At 29.8% G+C, this 24,085-nt stretch carries 27 protein-coding genes and 1 tRNA gene; 3 read left to right on the top strand and 25 right to left on the bottom strand.

What is annotated here, in order from left to right:
* The 6 genes from CCAL9328_RS05810 to CCAL9328_RS05785 form a co-directional block, all read right to left on the bottom strand.
* Window positions 1-783, bottom strand: a 783-nt coding sequence (locus CCAL9328_RS05810; protein WP_170000239.1) for an AlwI family type II restriction endonuclease, incomplete at its 3' end; no start/stop codon positions are given.
* Window positions 780-1,208: a hypothetical protein gene (locus CCAL9328_RS05805; protein WP_170000238.1), complete on the bottom strand. Its 429-nt coding sequence runs from the start codon at window positions 1,206-1,208 to the stop codon at window positions 780-782. The genes CCAL9328_RS05805 and CCAL9328_RS05810, both read right to left, overlap by 4 nt.
* Before the next feature lie 3 nt (window positions 1,209-1,211).
* Window positions 1,212-1,730, bottom strand: coding sequence for a hypothetical protein (locus CCAL9328_RS05800; protein WP_169935529.1), 519 nt, complete (start codon window positions 1,728-1,730; stop codon window positions 1,212-1,214).
* Window positions 1,727-2,737 carry a DNA adenine methylase gene (locus tag CCAL9328_RS05795; RefSeq protein WP_283240779.1) on the bottom strand — a complete coding sequence of 337 codons (1,011 nt, stop codon included), beginning with the start codon at window positions 2,735-2,737 and terminating at the stop codon, window positions 1,727-1,729. The genes CCAL9328_RS05800 and CCAL9328_RS05795 overlap by 4 nt, the downstream gene beginning before the upstream one ends.
* Window positions 2,734-4,116, bottom strand: coding sequence for an argininosuccinate lyase (gene argH, locus CCAL9328_RS05790; protein ID WP_170000237.1), 1,383 nt, complete (start codon window positions 4,114-4,116; stop codon window positions 2,734-2,736). Before argH ends, CCAL9328_RS05795 begins: the two co-directional genes overlap by 4 nt.
* Window positions 4,117-4,175: 59 nt before the next feature.
* The gene (locus tag CCAL9328_RS05785) at window positions 4,176-5,090 is read right to left on the bottom strand and encodes an AraC family transcriptional regulator (RefSeq protein WP_170000236.1); all 915 of its coding nucleotides are present in this window, start codon (window positions 5,088-5,090) and stop codon (window positions 4,176-4,178) included.
* A 706-nt stretch (window positions 5,091-5,796) separates the two neighbouring features.
* Here CCAL9328_RS05785 and CCAL9328_RS05780 point away from each other — a divergent pair.
* Both CCAL9328_RS05780 and CCAL9328_RS05775 read left to right on the top strand, forming a co-directional pair.
* Window positions 5,797-6,075 (top strand): hypothetical protein, encoded by a 279-nt coding sequence (locus CCAL9328_RS05780; RefSeq protein WP_169971549.1) that lies wholly within the window; start codon window positions 5,797-5,799, stop codon window positions 6,073-6,075.
* Between the two features lie 64 nt (window positions 6,076-6,139).
* Window positions 6,140-6,343, top strand: coding sequence for a hypothetical protein (locus CCAL9328_RS05775; RefSeq protein WP_170000235.1), 204 nt, complete (start codon window positions 6,140-6,142; stop codon window positions 6,341-6,343).
* 147 nt (window positions 6,344-6,490) lie between these two features.
* Here CCAL9328_RS05775 and CCAL9328_RS05770 read toward each other — a convergent pair.
* From CCAL9328_RS05770 to ppa, 3 genes are all read right to left on the bottom strand, one after another.
* A tRNA-Ile gene (locus tag CCAL9328_RS05770) sits at window positions 6,491-6,567 on the bottom strand.
* A 78-nt stretch (window positions 6,568-6,645) separates the two neighbouring features.
* Window positions 6,646-6,813 (bottom strand): hypothetical protein, encoded by a 168-nt coding sequence (locus CCAL9328_RS05765; RefSeq protein WP_169971547.1) that lies wholly within the window; start codon window positions 6,811-6,813, stop codon window positions 6,646-6,648.
* Between the two features lie 30 nt (window positions 6,814-6,843).
* Window positions 6,844-7,362, bottom strand: a complete 519-nt coding sequence (gene ppa / locus CCAL9328_RS05760) for an inorganic diphosphatase (protein ID WP_169935518.1) — start codon at window positions 7,360-7,362, stop codon at window positions 6,844-6,846.
* A 152-nt stretch (window positions 7,363-7,514) separates the two neighbouring features.
* Here ppa and CCAL9328_RS05755 point away from each other — a divergent pair, with 152 nt between their 5' ends.
* Window positions 7,515-8,456: a sugar transferase gene (locus CCAL9328_RS05755; RefSeq protein ID WP_249318040.1), complete on the top strand. Its 942-nt coding sequence runs from the start codon at window positions 7,515-7,517 to the stop codon at window positions 8,454-8,456.
* A gap of 25 nt (window positions 8,457-8,481) precedes the next feature.
* On the opposite strand, the gene CCAL9328_RS05750 is transcribed toward CCAL9328_RS05755, so the two are convergent.
* From CCAL9328_RS05750 to gmd, 16 genes are all read right to left on the bottom strand, one after another.
* Entirely contained in the window at window positions 8,482-9,462 is a 981-nt protein-coding gene (locus CCAL9328_RS05750; protein WP_169971545.1) for a WaaS/CpsH family glycosyltransferase, read from the bottom strand.
* A gap of 2 nt (window positions 9,463-9,464) precedes the next feature.
* Window positions 9,465-10,595 (bottom strand): NAD-dependent epimerase/dehydratase family protein, encoded by a 1,131-nt coding sequence (locus tag CCAL9328_RS05745; RefSeq protein WP_170000234.1) that lies wholly within the window; start codon window positions 10,593-10,595, stop codon window positions 9,465-9,467.
* Window positions 10,585-11,166, bottom strand: coding sequence for an acyltransferase (locus CCAL9328_RS05740; RefSeq protein ID WP_170000233.1), 582 nt, complete (start codon window positions 11,164-11,166; stop codon window positions 10,585-10,587). Before CCAL9328_RS05740 ends, CCAL9328_RS05745 begins: the two co-directional genes overlap by 11 nt.
* Entirely contained in the window at window positions 11,163-11,966 is an 804-nt protein-coding gene (locus tag CCAL9328_RS05735; protein ID WP_170000232.1) for a glycosyltransferase family A protein, read from the bottom strand. The genes CCAL9328_RS05740 and CCAL9328_RS05735 overlap by 4 nt, the downstream gene beginning before the upstream one ends.
* Window positions 11,966-12,931, bottom strand: a complete 966-nt coding sequence (locus CCAL9328_RS05730) for an acyltransferase family protein (protein WP_170000231.1) — start codon at window positions 12,929-12,931, stop codon at window positions 11,966-11,968. The genes CCAL9328_RS05735 and CCAL9328_RS05730 overlap by 1 nt, the downstream gene beginning before the upstream one ends.
* A 78-nt stretch (window positions 12,932-13,009) precedes the next feature.
* Window positions 13,010-14,200: a hypothetical protein gene (locus tag CCAL9328_RS05725; RefSeq protein ID WP_170000230.1), complete on the bottom strand. Its 1,191-nt coding sequence runs from the start codon at window positions 14,198-14,200 to the stop codon at window positions 13,010-13,012.
* Window positions 14,187-15,152, bottom strand: a complete 966-nt coding sequence (locus tag CCAL9328_RS05720) for a glycosyltransferase family 2 protein (RefSeq protein ID WP_170000229.1) — start codon at window positions 15,150-15,152, stop codon at window positions 14,187-14,189. The genes CCAL9328_RS05725 and CCAL9328_RS05720 overlap by 14 nt, the downstream gene beginning before the upstream one ends.
* Window positions 15,152-15,835, bottom strand: a complete 684-nt coding sequence (locus tag CCAL9328_RS05715) for an FkbM family methyltransferase (RefSeq protein WP_170000228.1) — start codon at window positions 15,833-15,835, stop codon at window positions 15,152-15,154. The genes CCAL9328_RS05720 and CCAL9328_RS05715 overlap by 1 nt, the downstream gene beginning before the upstream one ends.
* Window positions 15,836-15,848: 13 nt before the next feature.
* Complete coding sequence (locus tag CCAL9328_RS05710) at window positions 15,849-16,709, bottom strand: alpha-1,2-fucosyltransferase (protein ID WP_170000227.1); 861 nt, start codon at window positions 16,707-16,709, stop codon at window positions 15,849-15,851.
* On the bottom strand, window positions 16,696-18,147 hold the full coding sequence (locus CCAL9328_RS05705) for a lipopolysaccharide biosynthesis protein (RefSeq protein WP_170000226.1): 1,452 nt from the start codon (window positions 18,145-18,147) through the stop codon (window positions 16,696-16,698). Before CCAL9328_RS05705 ends, CCAL9328_RS05710 begins: the two co-directional genes overlap by 14 nt.
* Entirely contained in the window at window positions 18,134-19,150 is a 1,017-nt protein-coding gene (locus tag CCAL9328_RS05700) for a glycosyltransferase family 10 domain-containing protein (protein ID WP_170000225.1), read from the bottom strand. Before CCAL9328_RS05700 ends, CCAL9328_RS05705 begins: the two co-directional genes overlap by 14 nt.
* Complete coding sequence (locus CCAL9328_RS11175; protein WP_170000224.1) at window positions 19,147-19,614, bottom strand: DapH/DapD/GlmU-related protein; 468 nt, start codon at window positions 19,612-19,614, stop codon at window positions 19,147-19,149. The genes CCAL9328_RS05700 and CCAL9328_RS11175 overlap by 4 nt, the downstream gene beginning before the upstream one ends.
* Window positions 19,615-19,754: 140 nt before the next feature.
* Entirely contained in the window at window positions 19,755-20,921 is a 1,167-nt protein-coding gene (locus CCAL9328_RS05690) for a DegT/DnrJ/EryC1/StrS family aminotransferase (protein ID WP_170000223.1), read from the bottom strand.
* Window positions 20,918-22,000, bottom strand: coding sequence for an acyltransferase family protein (locus tag CCAL9328_RS05685; RefSeq protein WP_170000222.1), 1,083 nt, complete (start codon window positions 21,998-22,000; stop codon window positions 20,918-20,920). Before CCAL9328_RS05685 ends, CCAL9328_RS05690 begins: the two co-directional genes overlap by 4 nt.
* Window positions 21,993-22,922, bottom strand: coding sequence for a GDP-L-fucose synthase family protein (locus CCAL9328_RS05680; protein ID WP_170000221.1), 930 nt, complete (start codon window positions 22,920-22,922; stop codon window positions 21,993-21,995). Before CCAL9328_RS05680 ends, CCAL9328_RS05685 begins: the two co-directional genes overlap by 8 nt.
* Window positions 22,923-22,930: 8 nt before the next feature.
* Window positions 22,931-24,076: a GDP-mannose 4,6-dehydratase gene (gmd, locus tag CCAL9328_RS05675; RefSeq protein WP_170000220.1), complete on the bottom strand. Its 1,146-nt coding sequence runs from the start codon at window positions 24,074-24,076 to the stop codon at window positions 22,931-22,933.
* Window positions 24,077-24,085: the final 9 nt, after the last annotated feature.

The following is a 24,085-nucleotide window of genomic DNA, read 5'->3' as shown; positions in this document are numbered from 1 at the left end:
GGTATTATCCGCATAATCTTTTAAATTTTTAAATGTGGCATTTTGAAAGTCTGCAAAAAAATTATTTATATAATTATCTATAAATTCTTGCTCTTTTTTGTAGTCTTTTATCTTACCAAGCTCGGTTCTAAAGTCGATTAAATTTTGAGCCTGGGTCTTTAGGCAGGTAAAATCCAATAAACTTTGTGCAAAAATAGTAAATTCGAGCTTTGAGATACCTTTTGCTTTTAACCCTTTGTTTTTACAAATTTGATTTACTTCGTTTATTAGATGAAGTGTCGCGATAAAGGGCTTTATATTGTAAATTTTTGCATCCGCAAATTCTTTATCGACGGGGTTTGGATACTGCCATTTTAAAAAACTTTTTAGATAAAGTTCGCCTAAATCAAGCTTGTCTAGTAAAAAATCTCGCCCCAAATCGGTAATTTTTATAAATTTATTTTCTATCGTAGCAAGTCCAATTTTTTCAAGCGGTTTAAAAGAGGTTCGCCCACGCATTGCGGGGTCTTCATAGTTTTTTGCCTCAAAAATTTCCATCGCCTTATCAAGCGAAATCTCGTTATTCGGGTTATCTATAAGTTTAATTAAATTTTTATCTAACCCGTTATAAAACTGCGAATTTGAAAATCCGTAAACGCGATTTTTAATAAGTCTAGCTTGAAATTCCATCTGAGCTAAGCCGTCCCAAGCTCTGCCGTCCATTTCACTTAACGTAGCTAAAAAATCTTTAAGCCTCTCTGGGTTTCTAACGGTTGTCGAAATCGACCAAACTTTTTTATTCATTGTATTTTTCTTGCAAAATCTTCGGTTGTTATATTTCTAGATTTTATTGTTACCACTTGATATTCCGGCTCTGATGTTTCAATAACTTCTTCTGTATGTTCTTTTGTGCCACCAATTAAATTATAAATACTACTTGGACGCATATTATCTGTATTGGTTTTTTTAGTTATGATTTTTTTAGTGACTGGTTTAATAATCTCTTTTTCGGCACTCTCTAAAATGGTCATTTTTTCTTGAATGTCAAAAACTTTCATTTTAAGTTTTGGAATTTCTAAAATACCCAAACTCTCATTTGTATCTGGATCAAATATCTCTCCGTCTTTTTGAAATACAATAAATATATCGGTTTGATTTATATTATCAATCCTACCTTTATTTATAGTTACCTTAGTATTATCTATTATCTTTATTATCTTTGCTTCCATTTTTCATTCATCTCCTCTTAGTTTTTGAATATCGTAGTTTTTTAGTATTAAGCTAAAGTATAATTTTCGCATATTATTATCTCGCTTTTCATTTAACCAATAAAATTTAATATGATAAATTATATTATCACTTTGTATATGTTTAACACACCCAATCCCTATAAAATTTTCTACATCATATTCATCTATATAATAAACTTTTATTATATCTTCGTAACTTAACTTTATAGGAGAGTTGTTTTTAAATAAAAAACACCCTTGTAACTCTTTTTTTAAATCCTCTAATGGAAGTTTTTCAAACATATTATAAGTTAAAAAATATTTTTGATTACAATTGTGTATATACCCAACTAAAAGCGTTATAATAACAATAGATATAAATATAACAAGAATAAGCCATTTTATACTTAATACTGAATTTATATCAATACAAAGAGTAACTATTGATGATAAAAATCCTGCAGTAGCGATAGATACTGAAAAGATGTGTTTTTTAAAATAATCAACAATACTTTTTATCATTTATCGACCTTTACAAAAAACACTCTCTCAAAATTATTATCTCGTCTTGTGTTGCCTACGTTAAATTCCCTATGTTTTTGCTCAAAAATTTTAACTTTTCCTCTAGCACCCAAAATTCGCACTATATCTTCATCGCTGATTTTCGCATTACTTCTGTGGTTTCCTTTATTTGCCATATTGTTGTATGAAAAAAGTATAAATTTACACTTTGCATTTTGCACTAAATCCGCAAAAAGCTTTGTCGCATTTACGCCGCTATATCCGCTTTTTATCTTGCTTCTATCAAATTTTTTAGCCACTCCAAATACTTGCGGTTTGCTCCAAAGTGCCAAATTTTCAAGTAGATGATAGCTATCGCTATATTGTCTTGAATTATATGGTGGATCAAGATACAAAACTTCGCAACTTATCCGTTTTATTAGCTCATTTGCGTTAAGTTTGTAAATTTCGTTTTCTTTGTTATTTTGCCTGTTGATTTGCGGCAACAAAAGCTCAAATTTACGCTCTTTTATCTCTTTTTTGATATACGCGTCGTAGTGCCCGACGGTGTTTGCTATCTTATCTATGGCATAAATTAGCGAAGTTATAAGTATAAATTTCTCTTGTTCGTTTATCTTTTTTGCTTTATATAAATTTTCAATTTCTTCTCTTATTAGACCTATTTTTACGGCATTTTCTAAGCTAAAATAAAGGTTGCCGAAATTTGACGAGAAATAGTTGTCTTTTTTGCTTTTTAGCCCGTTTAATTTTTTTAATATTTCTAAAATTTTGCTCTCATCAAATTTTTCAATCCCTAAAAACGTGTTTAAATTTACAAAATTATGATAAAGCAAATCATTTGATATTATTTTATTATCAGGTTTATTAAAATACTCACCCACAACGCCGCTTCCTGCAAATATATCGCAAAATTCTGCGAAATTTCCTATTTCATTTTGCACTATTTCGCCGATGAAGGGCAAAATTTTAAATTTATTTCCAAGATAGCGTCGTTGGTGGATTTTCAAAATTTTAACCAGCTTTCTATCTCATCTATCTGCACTTGCACACTAACATTTGCCGTGCCGCCTTTTGAGCTTCTAGCCTCTTTTGACGCATTTAGATCTAGAAATTTCACGACATCAGCACTTAAGCTCTCATCTATACTTGAAAGCTGTTCGCCTGTTAGTTCGCTTAGATCTACGCCCAAATTTTCAGCATACGCCACGGCTTTGCCCGTGATAAAGTGTGCGGTTCTAAACGGCACGTTTTTCTCACGCACAAGATAATCAGCCAAATCCGTCGCACTCAAATGTCCTTTTTTAGTAGCTTTTAGCATATTTTGCTCGTTAAATTTAGCCTCTTTTAGCATCTCATTTAGTATATGCACGGACGTGAGTGCGGTATGGACACTATCAAATACGCCCTCTTTATCCTCTTGCATATCTTTATTGTAAGCAAGTGGAAGTCCTTTCATAGTGGTTAAAAGTGCTATCAAGTTGCCATTTACGCGTCCTGTTTTACCGCGTATCAGCTCTGCTACATCTGGATTTTTCTTTTGCGGCATTATCGAGCTTCCTGTTGAGTATGTATCGCTTATCGTTACGAAGCCAAATTCTTGCGAACTCCATAAAATTAGCTCTTCGCAAAGCCTTGAAGCGTGCGTCATCAAAACGCTTATGTTAAATAAAATCTCTAACGCAAAATCACGGTCAGATACGCTATCCATCGCATTTTGCGTAGCACCTTTAAAGCCAAGCTCACGTGCCGTCATATCCCTATCTATCTTGTGCGGAGTGCCTGCAAGTGCGGCAGAGCCTAGCGGAGATAGATTATTTCGCTCAACAGAGCTTAAAAAACGCTCAAAATCGCGTCTAAACATAAATGCATAAGCCATCAAATGATAAGCAAGGCTAACAGGCTGTGCGTGCTGAAGGTGCGTAAAACCTGGCATCAGCGTGTCTTTATGCGACTTTGCAATATTTGCTAGTGTGGCAATGAAAACGCGTAGTTCAGCCATTATCTCCTTGCCGCTTCTTAACACGAAAAGGCGAAAGTCAAGAGCTACTTGATCATTTCTGCTACGCGCGGTGTGAAGCCTACCGCCAAGCTCCTTGCCAATGATCTCACTTAGGCGCTTTTCCACACTCATATGGATATCTTCATCCTCTATCTTAAACTCAAATTTACCACTCTCTATCTCGGCTAAAACCTCATCAAGCACTTTGATGATAGCCTCAGCCTCGTTTTGCTTTAAAATCCCGCAACTTCCAAGCATTTTTGCGTGCGCCTTAGAGCCGGCGATATCCTCACGGTATAAATTTTTATCAAAGCCGATAGATGCGTTAAATTCCTCTAAAAGCCTGCTACTCTCACCTGAAAATCTCCCCGACCACATCTTTTTCATAACTTTTCCTTTGTCAAATTTAAAAGCGTTATTGTATAAAATTTAAGCTAAAAAAGCGCTCACGCCACACCGGTGCGCAAAATTTCACTATGCGTCTTTGGCGGAACGCCAAACATCCTGGCATACTCGCGACTAAATTGCGAAGGACTCTCGTATCCCACGTCAAATGCAACCTGTGCAACGCCGATCCTTTTGTTTGCCAGCAAGTTTTTAGCCTCCTCTAAGCGGATCTTTTTTTGAAAGGCAAGCGGAGATAGCGACGTGATAACTTTGAAATTTTGATAAAGTGAAGACTCGCTCATATCATAACAGCGCGCAAGCTCTTTAACGCTTAGCTTCTCTTTAAAATCGTTTTTTATCTTAGCGATAACTCGTGAAATTTTATTAGATACACTGCCTTGCATCGCAAATTTGCTTAGGAAATACCCGCTTTTGTCGTTTGTTACAAGGGTATAGAGTATCTCTTTTTTTGCAAGGTCCGCTAGATAGTTTATCTTTGATTTTGGCTTTTCAAGTAGCCAAACAAGCTTTAAAACCGGCTCTAAAATTTCATCAGTTGGCTCGCTAAAAAATACACCTTTCTCACTTTTTTCACTCTTTTGTAAACTTCCTTCGTTTATATCTACGCTTTTTAGCACCTCATAGACCTCTTCAAGGCTAAATTTTAACGCCAGCGAGATATACGGCTGTTCCTTTGAAGCTTGTGAAATTCGCACTTTTAATGGCACGTGAGTAGATGAGAGAAGATAGGTGTTTTCATCATATCCGTACATATCGTCACTAAAGCCCACTGCTTTAGCTCCTTGTAGAATTATACATAACGATGGTTCGTTTATCACGCTTAAAAAATCATGCGTAGTATCACTGATATAAAAATTAAGTGAGTCGATATCACTTTTAGCCAAGCCGTTTATGCCGTATTTTCCAAGCAGAAATTCTTTTGTTTGTTCTTTAAGTTGTTTTATACTAGTCATCTTTCCCCTCTCTTTAAATTTTACAAAATTATAGCTAATTTTAGTAAATTTGTAGAATTAGGCATAAAGTTATAAATTTTTAATAAACGCGGTGTCATTTTATAACATAGCAATCAAAAAGAAAGAAAATTTAAAATTTTAATCTAAAAACAAGTATTATATGCTTAGAATAATAAATAACACTATTGCGTTAAGTCAGAAAAATGATATAATCGAGGAACAATATGGGAAATAAATTAAGAGTGCGATTCGCGCTCGCTAAAAAGTTAATTACAATCTACCTATTTACCCATATTGCTTTATAATTTATGGAACTAAATCAACTCAACTCACTGAAAAATATCTCAACAAGCTTCAATGTTCCAATAGACTTTCTACAGTCAATCTTATATAATAAACACAATAAAGAATATATTGAAATTTTTAACATACCAAAGAAAAATCCAAAACAAATAGAGAAATATAGAGAAGTTATAAAGATAAATACCCCATATAATATATTTTACAAAGAGTTTCTTTTTAATATCGAATAAGAAATAAAGCAAAATCAAGACCATTTTATCAGCGATATAGCACATGGTTTTATAAAAAATAAAGGCATACTAACAAATACACAAACGCATTTAAATAAAATATGCATTGATGACCTAAGAAGTGGATTAACGGATACATAAAAAACAAGCTTTTTCACTACTGCGAAGACAATATGTCAATAAGAGAAAAGTATATTTCAATACTCAGAGAATTAAATATTGAAGCTCAAATAATGTTTAAATCAGAAGATAAATCAATTGATGAAATGAGCAAAGAAGTCTATCAAAGCAACTACTACACTTTATTTAATTGTTTGATAAAAAATGTATTAAGAAGATATAGAAATAATACAAACATTATAACCTTTGAGGAAAATTCAAAAATTTCAGCAACAAGATTGCAACAGATTGTTTTAGAAAGAAAAGATTTTCCCAACCACCATAATAATTAAAAGTGACAAAGACGACATTTTGCTATCCATCCCAGACTACATTTTAGGGATATTAAGAGACTGCATGAAAGAAGACTTTTCCCAAAGAATAAAAAAACCAAAACCAGGACAGCGATTATACCAAGATATAAATTTTTATAAAATTTCAGACAAAATTAGATTAATTGCAGATTTAACAAATGGTCGATTTTTCACTAGGCAAAATAAAGATAAGGCGGATTGTTTAAAAATCAATGAACATATACATAAAAATCGTAACACAACTTGACACATATGCTAATGGATATCAATCCAAAACACACATAAAAAACCACGATAAACCAAGTATATAATAAAACCCAGTAATCATCTACAATGAGCAGATATTTTAAAAATCAACAAAACAAAGTTAAAAGATAATAAAGAGAAAAAGTAGTGGTGGGTTCACCAGGACTCGAACCTGGGACCATCCGGTTATGAGCCGGATGCTCTAACCAACTGAGCTATGAACCCGCCAGTTGAATTGAAGTTGTGATTATACACGAAGAAAGCTTATTAAAAACTAAAATTTAAAAAATTTAGTAAAAAATTTCAACGCTCATGCCTTGTGGCGTTTTTATCGACAAAATGAAATTTTGTATCTGTATTTTGTGAAAAACCACTGTAATTTTGGCTTTTACCGCCATGCATATCAATAATGCCCTTTTGACTAGAGATCAGTAGCGAAATAAAAATAGATAAAATAATTAAAGTTCTCATATATTTAGCCCCAAATTTGGGGCTTTTGTATTATTTATAGTTTTTTATCGCAGAGTCTAGTATAGCTTGTGCTTCGCTAGCACCTTTAAATTCTTTGACCTTAACCCATTTGTTAGGTTCTAAAATTTTATATGTTTCAAAGAAATTTTTAACCTTATCAAGTGTCGCTTTTGGCAAGTCTTCGTAAGATTTTATCGCGTCATATCTAGGGTCGATCTTACTAACAGGCACAGCAAGAAGCTTTTCATCCATACCGGCTTCATCTTCCATGACCAAAACGCCGATCAGGCGACAAGGTATCACACTGCCCGCTTGAAGAGGATATTCATTTAGCACTAAAATGTCAGCCGGATCGCCGTCAGCTGCTAATGTGTTTGGCACAAAACCGTAGTTTGCAGGATAAAACATGGCCGAGTAAAGCACTCTGTCAACTACCACTGCACCACTTTCTTTATCTATCTCGTATTTTATGTTTGAACCATAAGGTATCTCTATAACTGCATTTATTTTATCCGGATTTGAGCCGACTTTTATCTTTGAAATGTCCATTTTGTTCCTTTATAGTTAATATGATCCAAAATACTAATACAAACTTGCTTTTAATCTAATAAAGTCACCATTTATTGCCTTTTTATTTACATCAAAACATCTTTATAATATAATACCATTTGGTTTTCTTATGTTTAAACTAGGAGTATATTTTGTCTTTGCTGATTTTAGGAAATAAATATAAATTTGATCAACTAGACATTGATAGATTGATGTTTAAATTTCAAAATATAGATTTCGTAAAATACCGCGACAGACCGTCAAGGGAGGTAAGAAAAGAGCTAGAAAGCTTACTGGGGGATAAGCCATATAAATACATAGTCATAAACACAAAAGCCTCCGTGGATCCAAAAATGATAAAATACCTAACTCTTTTGCAATTTAGACTTCAACATAAACGCATAAAAATCATCACGATAGAACGACTACTGGAAAAATATCTATACAAATGCTATATCCCGGATGATGATAGGGATTTAAATTTTTTAAGCGACATAGAACCATATAATACCATAGAATACGCAATGAAAAGAGCTATTGACTATTTTGGTTGCATGCTACTAGTTTCTGTCCATTTTTTCATCAAACCGTATATTAAGAAAAAAACAAGAGAGCAATCTCCCGGGAAAATATACTTCGCGCAAAAAAGAGTAGGCATAAACAACCGTGAATTTAACTGCATAAAATATCGCTCAATGTCACTGGATGCCGAAAAAAATGGTGCTCAATTTGCAACAGATAACGACGAAAGAGTATTTAAATTTGGTGACTTTATGCGAAAAACAAGAATAGACGAGATACCTCAATACAAAAATGTATTATGCAGCGAGATGCACCTTATAGGTCCAAGACCGGAACGTAGACACTGGATAAATATATTCGAAAAAGAGATACCATACTATAACGAACGCCATTTGGTGCGACCAGGCATTACTGGCTGGGCACAAGTAAACTACCCATACGGCGCTAATTCGTATGATGCCAAGCAGAAGCTAATGTATGATCTTTATTATATAAAACACTGGTCGCTATGGCTGGAGATAAGGACTATCATAAAAACAATATTGGTAATTTTAGGCAAAAAAGGTATATAGGCTTTTTATTTAGGCGACTAGCCATCTATGAAAATATACACTTAATCCAATTGTTTAACGAGTATTTATCATAAATATCTTGCCTAATATTAACATAAGGCATATTTAAAAAACAATCATTTATTATAGGTTTTTTTCTATCTATCACCAATATATTTAACTCATTATAAAAATCATATTTTTTAATGCTTGAGTTGGTGGTTATAAATTTCTTGCCAGCTCCAAGCATTTCAATAGTTCTCATCGTTAAACCTTTTTGGCTTGGATGCTCTATATCTATTACCGCCTTAGAGTCACCAATTATACTTAGTAGCTCATCCTTACTTAAAGAATTGAAGTGGATGTCGTTTTGGTCTATACTCTTAAAGCTACCTTTAAACAATCTTTGTAGCCCAAACAATAACCTATTTGGTGAATAAAAATAATGAAATACCTTAAAATCTTTTTCCAGCTTCTTTACAATAGGATATCTATCGCTATGAATAGTACCAACGAAAGATATATCATACTGTGGGCTTTTAGTAGCATGCTTTAAATTTTTATAATCGTCAACATAAAATAGCGGCAGGAACTGTATTTTTTTATCAACGTTAATATCATCCGGATCAAATGTAAAAAATTTATCTGCTACGCCAAGCAATTCAAATCCATTTTTTTTATTTTTTATAGAGTCCCACATATAAACATAAGTTTTAATATCAGGATGTAATGATTTTATATTATTAACCAATTCACTATTGATGGTTTCTGGAGAAACCAAAAACAGATAGTCGATCTTTAATTTTTTAGTCTTAAGGGTAATATCACCATAGTATTTATATATGCTTTTCTTGATAAAAAATTTAAAATTAAGACGAATAAAAACCTTTGTTAAAAAATCATTCTTAGGTCTTTCATCAAAATATATTACACTTGCGCCAAAGTTTTCCAACTCTTTTTTTATTTTATTTTCATAACCAAAGAATTTTGGAGCCAATAGCAGAATCGTTTTACCATCTAGATTCATAACTATTTATAAAGTCCTTTCTTTTTCATCTCTTCTATACTTTTTTCATAATTATCTTCGACAGTCTCCTGTGCATTTACCCAAGATGTAAATCTTTGCATCCCCTCTTCAAAACTCACCCTTGGCTCAAACCCAAGCTTGTTTTTTATCTTAGTCAAATCAGCATAATTATCCTTTATATCCCCAAGCCTGTAATTGCCAGAAATGGTTATCTTAGAACTGCTTTTATAGGCCTTAACTAATGTATTTGCAACAGTATTAACATCTACAGCTTTCCCTAAGCCCACATTAAAAACTTCATAATTGGCTTCATCTTTTTCTATGCCTAAAATAGTAGCCTCAACAACGTCATCCACATAAATAAAGTCCCTACTCTCTTTGCCATCTTCAAATATATTGATATCATTTCCATTTTTTATACGAGTTGAAAAGATAGATAGTATCCCCGTATATGGATTGCTTAACGATTGCCCTGCTCCATATACATTTTGATATCTAAAAGCGACGGCTGGTATATTTAAGGATTTACCCATTAACATAAATATCTGCTCTTGCACTTGTTTTGTGATGCCATAGATAGAACTTGGATGTATTTTACTCTCTTCGTCAGTGGCAAGAAGTTTAGCGTTTTCTCCACATACGGGACATTTTACAGCAAAGTCACCCCTTGACATATCCCTATCTTTTCTTTCATTCGGATATACTACACCACACTTTTTGCATTCGTATTTTCCCTCGCCATAGATAGACCTAGATGATGCCACTACCATTTTCTTTACACTGTGTTTTTCGTTTGCCAAAATATCTAGAAAAATAGAAGTACCTTTTATGTTCACATCGGTATATTTTTTTATCTCATACATAGACTGACCAGTTCCTGTTTCAGCTGCTAGATGGACTACGACATCAACACCATCAAGCGCCTTTTTCCAATCATCATAGTTTAAAACTGTGCCTTTTATAAAATTCACTTTATCCTTAATGCTCTCATAAAGTGGTGAGTAGTCTCCGTGTATTTGAGGCGAAAGGTTATCCAAAACCGTTACACTATACCCTTTTTCTAATAGCTTTAAACTAAGATTTGATCCTATAAAACCAGCTCCACCTGTTATTAAAACATTTTTATATCTCATCTATAAATTCTCCTTTTTTATCTGTTTTTCTCCATATTTTAGCTTCCTCATCATATCTCTTTACTATCCTAGCAGGAATACCGACTATAACACAGTAATCAGGGAAATGTCCCCGTACAACCGCATTTGCGCCAACTACGCACTGCTTTCCAAGTATGGTACCCGCTTGTATAACCGCACCATATCCTATAAAACAGTTTTCGCCTATACATGTTTCTTTGATTATATTTTTTTGATCCAAGATATGCTCGTTAATCTCTTGATAGTCATGGTCAATATTTGTAATCATAACATTTTCTAAAATAGTTGTATTTTTTTCAATCACCAAGTTTGATGCGGAAGTAACATGTAAATTTTGACCTACAGATATATTTTCCTCAAAAGTTATAGAAGCATCATTGCCAACAACTTCGATCCTAGCTCCTGGAAAAATCCTAACTTTTTTATTTATAAAAATCCTCTTAAAATTTCCTATAAAAACAGGCTTTCCTATATATGATGGAAGTTCAAATTTGCCAAAAAATGGTTTATATAACAATCCCCTTAAAATCCAAAATAGCTTAAATATCATTTAGATATCCTTACTATAAGCATTCTTCTAATATATTTTGCAGTTAGCCATAAATAAAAACCAAAATATTCAAATAAATTTATTTGTTTTCTTTTTTTTGCTCCTTTTAAAGCCAAAATCTCACCTTCATACATTTTTGGCATATTTGCAGAAAGACCTGATTCTCCAAAACTTCTTTTTCCGCCACCTGTATATACCAAAAATTCATTTAAAACATAAATTTTTGTTTTACTAGCGCACCTAAGCCAAAAATCGCTATCCTCTGCGCCAACTAATTTCTCATCATATCCTCCAACCTCAAAAAAAAGACTTTTATGAAACATTACAGTGGGAGTGCTTGGCCACCATTTAAATAATATCTCTTTTGAGCTTACACTATATAGCCTTTTTTTTGACTTTCCAAAAAATGGATATACTTCATTGTTTCTATTAGTCCCTATAAATTTTATATCAGTATTTTTAATAACCTCATCTATTTGTTTTTGTATTTTATCAGGAAGCCAAATATCATCAGAATCAAGCAATGCTATCCATTCACCAGAGGACTCTCTGATGCCTATATTTCTAGCACTAGAAACACCTCCGTTTGGTTTATTTATAAGCTTTATGGTTCTATTTGTTTGATTATTTAAAATAATCTCTTCAACTATTTTTTCACATCCATCAGTTGAACCATCGTTTACTACAATAATTTCTAAAGGTCCTTTATATGTTTGATTTAATATAGATTCAATAGCATTTTTTATAGTAAATTTTGAGTTATACATGGGAATTATTACACTAAAATTAATATATTGCATTATAAAATTTTACCTTTAAAGAATTTAATAACAGGAATTTCAATTTTCAAATGAAATATTATTGACGCTATAATACAAGTAAAAAATATAACGAAAAAAGCAATTACTGCTGTGGTAATTTTATAACTAACTAAATCTAAAATCACAAATATTTTTGCAACAACTACCATAATGGGATAATGCAAAAGATACAATGAATATGAAGCATTGCCTAATAAATTAAGTTTTTTAAATTTTTTAAAATTATAACCCTCAATTTCAGTCCTTACAATAAATAATATAATTAAACTACTAGCTACTCCGTAACAAATAATTCTATATTCTTTTAGTAAATTGTATTCAAGCATAGTATCAAAAGCTATTATAAAATATAAACCAAATCCAATAGAGCCTATATATTTGATAAAAATACTTTTCAGACTATACTCACTTATTTTTGAAACCATTATACCCATAAAAAATAAAATTATATAATGACTAAGAAAAAAACTAATCGGGAAAGATGATATTATTCCATAATAAGCTATTTGCAAAAATAAGAAGAGTAATAAAAAAATGAAAAAAGTAAATTTATTTAATATAAGCAATGCAAAAAAAATATAAAATATAATTTCGTACTGCAAAGACCATGCAACAGCAATAACGGGAGCGCCTGTACCACCTACAATATCAATGTTCTGCGGAAACAAAAGTAAAGATTTAACTATTGTTGCGATATCCTTGGGTAATACGTTAGATGATGATGAAAACAATGCTAAAATATATACTATCACAAAAACCATCCAGTAAGTTGGGAATATTCTTACAAAACGTTTTTTTATATAATCATAAATCTTATTTGGCTGGGATAAATCATTTTTATGAGCATTATAAATAATAAATCCACTTAAAACAAAAAAATTCAACACCCGAAGAACCAAAAGAGAAAGGTAAATAAAATTCTGATATTCCAAAATATCTCTCACTATACATAATTCCACCCAAATGAAATAGCAAAACAAATACTGATGCGAATGCTCGTCCTATTTGAAGTGAAAAATACATTATTTAATTTCCTTTTTATATTTTAATTCTTGTAATTTTAAAATAAAAATAAATAATATCAAATAAATCCACCCCCCCAACGTACCAGGCAAAAATAAACTAAAAACAGCATATGAATATATATACTCCAAATTCTCATAAGTTAAAGTATTTTTAGCAATATAATATAAAAGTAATAAAAATAATAATGTATAAATAAAACCATACATTGTTAAAAAATCAAGAAGTCCGCTATGTACTTTATATTTTATATCATATTTTTCATTTGAAGCATAATCTGAACCTAACCCAAATAAAAAGTTTTTATTACTAGCAAATAATTTCTCCATTGCATCTCTATTTATTTTAAATCGAATATAATTTGATTCATCAAATAATTCAGTAATTCTTGAATATGTAAAAGATGAAACTTCTGTAAAATTTATATTTTTTACAAAAAACGAAAATGAAACTAAAAAAATATTTAGTAAGATTAATAATGTTACAAAATTAATTTTCAATAGTTTATAAATACTTTTTATTTGTTTTAAATAGTTCAAAGCATACAAACATAAAATAGCAAGAATAAAATTTCTACTTAATGTTAGTATTCCCAATATTAAAAATATCGACATTAATATTTTTGAATTAATTTTTCTTGATAAATAAAACGCAAATAGTATATATAGCCCTGTAATATTAGGGTCAATAGAATTAGAACTAAATCTATTAGTAAAACAAAAACCCATTTTATTAATATATTGTATTTCAAAATAAATAAAAGTAAAAACTAGAAATATAAGTAATATTGTAAAAATTTGCTTATTATATTTATCGCTATCAAAAGTGAAAAATAAGAAAGGCACAATTAAAATAGGTTTTATATATAATTTCAATTCAATTTGTGTAAAAAATGATTCAATATACAATACAGTATAAATTAAGATAAATATTATAGATATTAAGACAACTTTTTCTTTTTTAATTTTTTCTGCGAATAAATAAACACCAAAAGATATAAGTAGTAATATATATATAATGTTTTTTATATTTTCAACAAACAAAAAACTACTTTCAACAAAAGTATTTGATATTAAAGCTAATAAAATTAAAAATAATAGTATTTTTATAGCTACATCTTTTTTGTTATAAAGAAACAAAGAATTATTAAGTTTTAAATCATTTTCTTTTAATAAATTATTTAATAACACTAATAACCCCATATAAAAAATATTTTGAAAAAATTGATTTTATATTTTTGTTAATTATAAAATTTAAAAGCCATCTATTACCTAGCATTTTATAAAGCGTGAAGCTATCTGCAAAATTATTCCTATTATTTGATTGAACAATTTTGTCAAAATAGACTTTAAGTTTGTTTAAATCAATTTTATTGGCTTTAATTCTATCTTTATGAGAGATTATAAAACTTAATTCAATTTCTTCTTCTGTTCTTTTGTAATTGATTAGATTTAAAGCTTCATTGAATATATTTGTATAAACTTCTTTTCTTTGTGACTCATTTTTATCCGCCACTCTTGTTATACTTGTTTCTAAGAATCTATAATTTAAAAGGACTCTTGGAATATTATAAAATTTACCAACTTTTGCAAGTTGAGTCCAAAGGTGATAATCCTCTGCATTTTTAAAATTCTCATCATACCAAATATTATTGTCCACAAAAACACTTTTTCTCATTATCACGGATGGATGAGCAAAACAGCAAGACATAATAAGATTTGCCTTTATTTCTTTATCTTGTTCAAAATATTTAAATACCTTATCTTTTCTATTTTCACCAAAAATATTCACCCAGCTTCCACAAACAACAATATTCTTATCATTTTCCATTATTTTTAATTGCTCTTCAAACCTAGTGGGCAAACTGATATCATCAGCATCCATTCTAGCTATATATTTACCTTTGGCTATTTGTATGCCTTCATTAAGGCTTGCTACTATGCCCCTGTTCTCTCTGTCTATTAAAACTATTCTTTCATCTTGTTTTTTATATCTTTCTATTATGCTTAAACTATCATCAGTTGAACCATCATTTATGATGATAAACTCGCAATCTTTATAGGTTTGATTTAAAATACTCTGTATTGCTTCATCTAAATACTTTTCTGCATTATATACAGGCATAATGACCGATATTTTCATTAATTCCCTTTTCTTTTCCAATTTTCCCAAACAAAATAATAATCATATGTCAAATAGTGCGTTTTTGATAATTCCGCCCTTATTAAATCACGTTTTACGTGAGCATTGTCTATAAATTCGTGAAACTGAACTTGAATATTATCTATTATTTTTATTAATCCACTATCTATTAATGCTGGTAGTATTTCAAATTCTCCACCCTCTACGTTAATTTTAAACAGATCTATTTTGTTTATATCAAGTTCTTGCAACACATCAACAACCGATCTAATTTCTATCGTTTCAGTATTATGATTTATTAAAAATGTAGATGATGCATCATCTTGTAATGATATTTGCATTGCGCCATCTTTATCTGAAAGTCCGCATTTAAAAACAGAAACCGATTTATTATCTTTAAAAAGCAACTTAATATCATCTGCATATTTAGACACTGGCTCAAATATAAAAATTTTAGATCCATATCTGTCAAATATATTCCTTGAAAAATCACCTTTATACCCCCCCCCATCTATCACAATACTATTTCTGTCCAATGCATATTCCAACCTTAGTGTTTCATCGCCACGATCCTTAACCCACCTAATATGTGCTAACAAAAATTTATCACGAAGCACATGCGCTTTAAACAAATAAGAAATTCTTCTTATAATTGTCAACACAACCTCTTTTATCCTGCTCATAAAGTCTCCTTATTTAAATTTTTATCCACTCTTCGCAAACTATATCCTTACTTTGTTCTTGTAGTTTTTTATCTGCAAACCATATCTTTGGTGCTACCACAATTTTATTTTTATTTTGATTTAGCCAAGCACCCCACCAGCCAAACGTACTATTAGCAATAATATTATGATTGCATAAACTCATAAGATAAATATCTTCATGTGGAATTCTCTTTTTTTTACAATCTATATAGATACCATTTTGTATAGATAAATTATTTTTTACCCACTCTATATCATCGGAAAATACAAAATAGCTTATGTTTGCTATTTTATCTTCTAAGTACCTCATAGACTTATTATAATATTCAATACTGCAAGCTCCATGAATTAAGATGTTGTTATTATTTACAAAATCGCCTCTTCTTATATGAATAGAGCAACTATTTTGTGAATTTAGTATTTTTTTTTCTACATCTTTTGTGTAGTTTGAAAATTCTTGATTTATAGTAAATTGTTTCAAAACAACTTCTCTAATATCTTTAAAATATTTTTCACATTGAAAATATCCATCTAAATAACGATTGTCTTTAATTTCTAAAAGCTTTTTATCAAAAAGTAAACTATTTTCTCTAATTATTTTAAAAAAATCAATTCTCAATCTTTTTAAAACTTTATGAAAAATAGTATTTTTATAAAATCTATTATTTTCATCTTTTGTTGAATAATCCAAATCAATATAGTATTTATCCAATTGGTAGCCGCCATGAAGCTTATAGGTTTCAAAAGCTGATATATCTATTTTAACTTCATATCCTTTTTGTTGCAAGGCTTTTGCATAGGCATATCCAAACATCTGATTTCCAAGACCGCCTATTATTTTAACTATAATCATAACCCAAACCTTTTTTATAAATAAAATATATTGTTCCCAAAAAATAGATTCCAAAACTACCTACAACTAATAAATTTAAAATTAAACCAGTCTCAAAATTGAATAAATAAGTAAAAAAATATGGAAGAGAGACTAAAAAACTAAAAAAAATCAATTTAAAATCTATTTTAAAATCTATTAACTTTTTCATAGAAATATACATAATAATCATTGTAGATAATCCACCTATTAATAATGCAATTGGCAGATAAAATTCACAATTCTCTCTTAAACTACTAAAATAAACTAAAATAATAGTTACCAAACTTCCTATAACATAAGGTATCATAAATTTTTTTGTATTCATTTCTGATTGAGAAATATTGCCGAAAAGATTTGAACTTATTCTAAAAAACTCAATCCATATTCCAAAAATAGTAAAAATATAAACACCATAATACTTCTTATCGACTAAAATTTCAACCATATATTTTGATAAAAAAGTTAAAAAAATAGCTAACATAAAATAAATAGGTAACGATTTATTTATTAAACTTTCAATAGCTTCTTTTCTTTCTCGTGTAGTCACATTTGTTATTTGTTTATAATATATAGGATGAAAATATTGCATAACAATTGATTCAACAGTAGAAGCAATTTGCGAAGACACAGCCAATCCAATGCCAAGAAATCCTAAAAATTCTAAACCTATATTTTGCTCTATTAAAATTCTATATCCACTATTTTGAAGCCACATAAAAAGTGTAGCTACAGATAAGGGGAGTACAAATACTAGAATAGATTTTATTTTTTCTTTTGTAATTTTTTTTAAACCGTAAGAAAATCCATGAAATTTTTCATTTAATCTATTTTTTAGTATAAAAAAGCCGATAATTAAAAATAAGGTATTTGAGGCTAATGTCCCTAGCAGCCAATTTTCCGCACTATTTCCAAAAAGACTTATAAACAAACACCCAAACAATATAATCCCAAATGCTGTTAAACCTGTTAAAATGGTAAAACTAAGCCTATAATATAACATGTTTAATAATGGCAAAATAGTTTGATTTAAAGTCATAAATAAAATAAATAAAAAAATTAAACTAAGAAAATATTCTAGTTTTATCTCTTGTGAAACACCAAAACTATAAATAAAAAAACTTACTATTACTGAAAATATCGAGATACCCATCAAATATAAAAAATACAATCCTAGATTATCAAGCAATAATTTTTGCTTATGCCATTGATGGGTATGTCGATTTATGTATTGCCCAAATGGGCTAATAAGTGACAAGACAAAAAAAGTATAAATTGTAGTAAATATGTAAATATTTCCCATCTCTTTTGGCTCTAATAGTGATGTAGAAACTCTAATAGCAAGAATCATAAGGATAACTTGAAGTAGTTTTCCTACCACAATGATTAAAAAGTCACTTTTTGCTTTATTTAATATCATTTAAAATTGTTTTCACTATGGTATTTGCAAAAAACTCTGCTCTAAACTGATCTGCCTGAGAACTATTTAAATAATTCTCAATAGCATCTAAATAGTTTAGATATTTTTCATCTGATAAGTTAGTTATATATTCATATAATTTTTCATAACTATCAAATTCTCTTTTATCTATAAAGCACTCTTTTGGAATATGTTCTGTTATATTATTTGCACCCCAGTATATTGGGATACAACCAGCAAAAAAACAATCAAATATTTTTTCTGTTATATATCCAACTATATCTCTTGCATTTTCATAACAAATAGCAAATTTATATTTTTCTAAAACTTCTTTTTTAGAATCTATCTTACCTTTATAGCTTGGAAAATTTGATTTAAAACATTTAAATAATTTGGATAATTTTAATTTTCTAAACCCATATCTAACATATTTATTGCTAAACAAATATTCATCCCACCCCACCCCATAAAAATCAAAATCATTAGGATGATTTTTTTCAAACCATCTTATAGCTTCTATTCTTCTACTGTAAAGTTCTAGTTGATGATTTACTTTTTTATTTCCTGCTATTAATGTACAAAGTTTTTCTTTTTTAGACAAATCTTTATTTATGCTTTTTGGGAACAAATGAGAGAAATTTATCTTAAAATATTTTTTATTATCAATAATTTTATCATTCCATGTAAATATTTTATTAAAATATTTATGCTTTTCCAAATTCCAATTTTCAGGCTTAATTAACTCACTTTCAAAAAGTAAAAGGTATGATTTTTTAATATCTTCTCTGTTTGGTAAAATTTTTGGCATATCATTATAAATAACAATTTTTGATTCGTTTATAGAATTAATATCTTGTGTTGACAGATTAATTCTATTTTCAAAGAAAACATCTTTTAGCTTAAAATACAAATACGCACTATTGTCCCTATTAACAATAAAATCATTTATGTCAAAAACTTTATTTTTCAAATAAATACTTAAAAAAAAAGATGCTTTAATCATTCCAATTCCAACCTTTGAAATATATTTTTGGCTTCTGAGGGGGGGCTAATCCACCATTGTGAATTTTCAATTATTGCTATCTTTTTTTGTTCAAATCTATATCTAAGAATTCTTGCCGGACTTCCTACAACTATTGCATAAGACGGCACATCTTTTGTTACAACAGAATTTGCTCCTATTACCGCACCATTACCTATTTTTACACCTATTTTTATTATTGAGTCCACTCCTGTCCAAACATCATTACCAATTTCACAACAATTTTTTGTTAATTCCTCAAATGCGTTTTCATAAAAAATCGAATTTGTAAAAATTTTACTTAAATCATGTTCTCCTTGTCCAATTGAAACATTATTTGCAATAGAGCAATAATTGCCAATATTTACCTTTGTTAAGTAACAATATTTTCCTATATAACAATAGTTACCAATGGCTGTAAAATCATCCGTTACACAACTTTCCATAATCGTCACATTATTTCCAATCCTGGTTTTAAAATTAACAAATTCTGATTTAATAATTAGATATTTATTTCTATTCAAAAATTTTATTGTTAATAATTTAATAATTCTGATAGATAGTATTAATTTAATTATATGTTTAATCAATAATATAGAACCTCTGCTAAATATTTAATCTCATTCCCCAAATCAATCTGATGATTTCCTACAAATAATCCATTTTCATGTAAATAATCAGCATTTTTGAGTTTCCCGTGTATCTCATAATCAAAATATTTCATAACATCATTTTTTGTAAAATTTCCGGTAACTATTGGTCTACAATCTATTTTTGCATTCGTAAGTTTTTTAACTATATCCACTCTATTAAGTTTTGAGGTAGGTTTTATAATAAGTGAAAAGCCAAACCAAGAGCTATTGCAAATATCTTTTTGAATAATAAAATCAGGATGATTTGAGAATAACTTTTGAAAAAGCTTTGCATTTTCTCTTCTTTTAGCTAAAAAAATTGGAAGTTTTTTAAGTTGCTCTACACCAATTGCTCCGCTCATTTCTACAGGCCTAACATTATATCCTGGAAGCACAAACCTAAATGACTCTTCAAACCAATTATCACTTTTTATACAAACTTTGTTTTCTTTAGGCAAATTTCTTGTCCATCCATGGGCCCTAAGAGATAATAAAATATGGTAAAGCTCTTCATCATCTGTCACTACAAATCCGCCCTCCATTGTTGCCATATGATGAGAAAAAAACGTAGAAAATGTTCCCATTATTCCAAATGTTCCTGTTTGTTTGCCTTTGTATGTTGCACCCATTGACTCGCAATTATCTTCCAATAAAATAATATCTTTATCTTTAATTATTGAAAAAATTCTATCAAAATCATTTGGATTTCCAAGAAGATTTACAACCATAATCATTCTAGTCTTATACGATATCGCCTCTTGTAGCGCATTCAAATCATAATTTAAGGTTTCTAAATCTATATCTACAAATTTTAATTTTAATCCGTATTGATAAAGAGGATAATATGTAGTAGACCACGAAACGGCAGGAACTATTACTTCATCTCCTCTTTTTAATTTTGAGTTTTTTGTATAAAAGAGTGCTGCTGTAGCTATTAAATTTGCCGCTGAGCCAGAACTTACCATAACCGCATATTTACTACCAACAAAACTACAAAAATCCTTTTCAAATTGTGCTACACTCTCACCCATGGTGTACATATCTCTTTTAATAACACTATTAATTGCTTCCAGCTCCTTTTCATCCCATGTTGATGTTGCCAATGGATAGTTAATTGTCATTTTAATACCTCTTTATTTATTAATTTTTTACCTAATTCTATAAACGGCTGCTCCACAAATCTATAAGTAATCACACTTAAGATTAAAACAACTATAAATACGAGGGAGCATAGTAATATATAATTTAAAATTTGGTTTTCAAACACCATCACCCCCCCCCCAATAAAATTATTCTTAATATATCCTATAATTGGGAAATGTATCAAATATATTGAAAACGATAGTTTGCCTATTTTTTTTAAAATAATATTATTGAAAATAAAGATATGATTATAGCTATTTAAAATAAAAAATAACCCTAAAATAAAACTAAAAATCAACGCCGTTCCGGTGATTTTTACATAAGACAGGACAATAAATGCTAATACCAAAACAATAACAATAGGACTTTTATACTTAATAGATATACTTTTTATTAAATTATTATTGTGATACTTATATATTAATCCTCCAAATGTAAAAACTACAAACCATATAATAGGTGAAAAATATAATTGGATTCTTTCTAATTCTGTAAAATTTATAATTTTTGAAGCCATAAAACCCATTAACGCTAATAACAAAAAAAACACTGTTATTTGCAATAAATACTTTCTATAAACATATAATAATGGCAATATTATATAAAATGAAACCTCAACAAAAATAGTCCATTCAACACCCAATATGCTATTAAAATAGTTAGTAAAAAAACCATTAATAAAAAATATATGTGCAAATAAATTAAAAATACTATTTACACTTTCTATGTCTTCCATATAGTACATTTGACCATCAGAGATACTAAATACAACTATTAAAACTAAATAATACGCTGGTGCAATTCTAAAAAATCTGCGAAAATAATATGCTCTATATCCACATTCTTGACGTACGTCTAAACTACGAAACAAAGTAAATGCACTAACTATAAAGAATAAAGCTACTCCATATTTTCCTGATCGTAAAATATTTTCTATTCCTAATGGCAAATGCTCTATATTATAGAATTCTAAAAATATTGTAAAGTGAACAGCTAAAACCATTAATATAGCAATACCTCTCATAGAATCAATATAGTCAAGATTAAATTTATTCACTTAAAAATTCTTTTAAATAATATTCATAAGTTTTTTGAATTCCATCTTTTAAAGATGTTTTATATCTCCAACCAAAATTTTTAAGTTCAGCATCGTCTATAAGCTTTTGCTTCATTCCTACTGGTTTTGATAGGTCATGAGTAAAATTACCTTTGTATCCAATAACTTCTGCTATAGCTTTATAATACTCGTTTATAGTATAATCGTGACCCAAACCAACATTTATATTTTGTGGCATTTTTTCATAGTTTTCTAGTGCAAAATATGTAAAGTCTGCCAAATCTTCAACATACATAAACTCTCTTCTTGCTTTTCCATCGCCCCAAATCTCAACAGTATTCTGATTATTTACTTTCGCTTCATAGATTTTTTTAATAACAGCTGGAAGCATATGCGAATCTTTTGGATTAAACTTATCATATCTTCCGTATAAATTACATGGGATAATTGTTTTGTATTGAAACTCTTTATTTTCTCTATTAATATATTCACAAAGTCTTGTTGATGTTATTTTTGCTATTGCGTACCCTTCATTTGTCGGTTCAAGTTCGCCTTTGAGTATCAACTCTTCTTTTAAAGGATTAATAGCATTTTTTGGATACATGCAAGAGCTACTCATATTTATAAATTTTTTAACCCCATTTTCATACGAACCCATAATGATATTTAGTCCAATCTGAGTATTTTCAGCCAAAAAGGCAACAGGATTAGCCAAATTGGCTTGAATACCACCAACTCTTCCTGCACAATGGATTACAATATCAGGCTTAGTTTCTTTAATATAATTATCAACTAATTTTCTATCCAAAAGATTTAAATCTTTACTCGATGGGGTTAGAAGAACATGTTTTTTTGACTTCTCAAACTCAACTATATTTCTTCCAACCATTCCGCTAGAACCAGTTATTAGTATTTTTTGCATACAAAACTCTACTCGTAATAGCTCATAATTTTATATCCACCATTTTTAAGATAGACATCTTTTATCATAAGTTTTAGGTCTGACTTCATCATATCATCTACCAAATCTTGCAGATTAAATTCCCTTTTCCAGCCTAGTTTTTGCTCAGCCTTAGTAGGATCGCCCAGCAATAAATCAACCTCTGTTGGTCTAAAATATCTAGGATCTACGCAAACGACTATTTGCCCTATCTTTAGATGAGATATATCTATGCCTAGCTCTTTAGCTTTTTCTAAATTTAAAGACTCAACCACGCCAACTTCATCTACGCCGTTTCCTTCAAATTTTAAATTTATCCCAGCATATGCAAAGGCAAATTTCACAAAGTCCCTAACAGCCGTTGTTTGTCCAGTTGCTATAACCCAGTCTTCTGGCTCATCAGCCTGAAGTATCATCCACATCATCTTTACATAGTCTTTTGCATGTCCCCAGTCTCTTTTTGCATCAAGGTTTCCAAGGTATAGCTTGTCCTGAAGTCCTAGTGCTATTTTTGAAGCTGCTCTTGTTATTTTTCTTGTTACGAATGTCTCACCGCGAACAGGGCTTTCATGGTTAAATAAAATTCCATTACAAGCAAACATTCCGTAGGCCTCTCTATAGTTTACAGTTATCCAGTAAGCATACATCTTGGCTACTGCATATGGGCTTCTTGGGTAAAATGGAGTCTTTTCACTCTGTGGCACCTCTTGTACTTTTCCATAAAGCTCTGAGGTTGAAGCTTGATAAATTTTTGTCTTTTTAGTAAGTCCCAAAAGTTTTACTGCTTCAAGAATTCTTAAAGTTCCAGTACCATCCGCATTTGCTACGTACTCTGGTGTCTCGAATGACACGTGAACATGACTCATGGCAGCTAAGTTATATATCTCATCAGGCTGTGTTTCTTGTATGATTCTAGTTAGGTTCATACTATCGGTCATGTCGCCATAGTGTAAATGTAAATTTACATTTTTTTCATGTGGATCTTGATAAAGGTGATCTATTCTATCCGTGTTAAATAGCGATGAGCGTCTTTTTATACCATGTACTACATACCCTTTTTTTAACAAAAACTCAGCCAGATAGCTTCCGTCTTGTCCAGTTATGCCTGTAATCAGTGCTACTTTTTGTTTTATCATTTAATATTC

The organism is Campylobacter sp. RM9328, from assembly GCF_012978615.1.
This window is presented reverse-complemented; position numbering and strand designations above follow the sequence as displayed.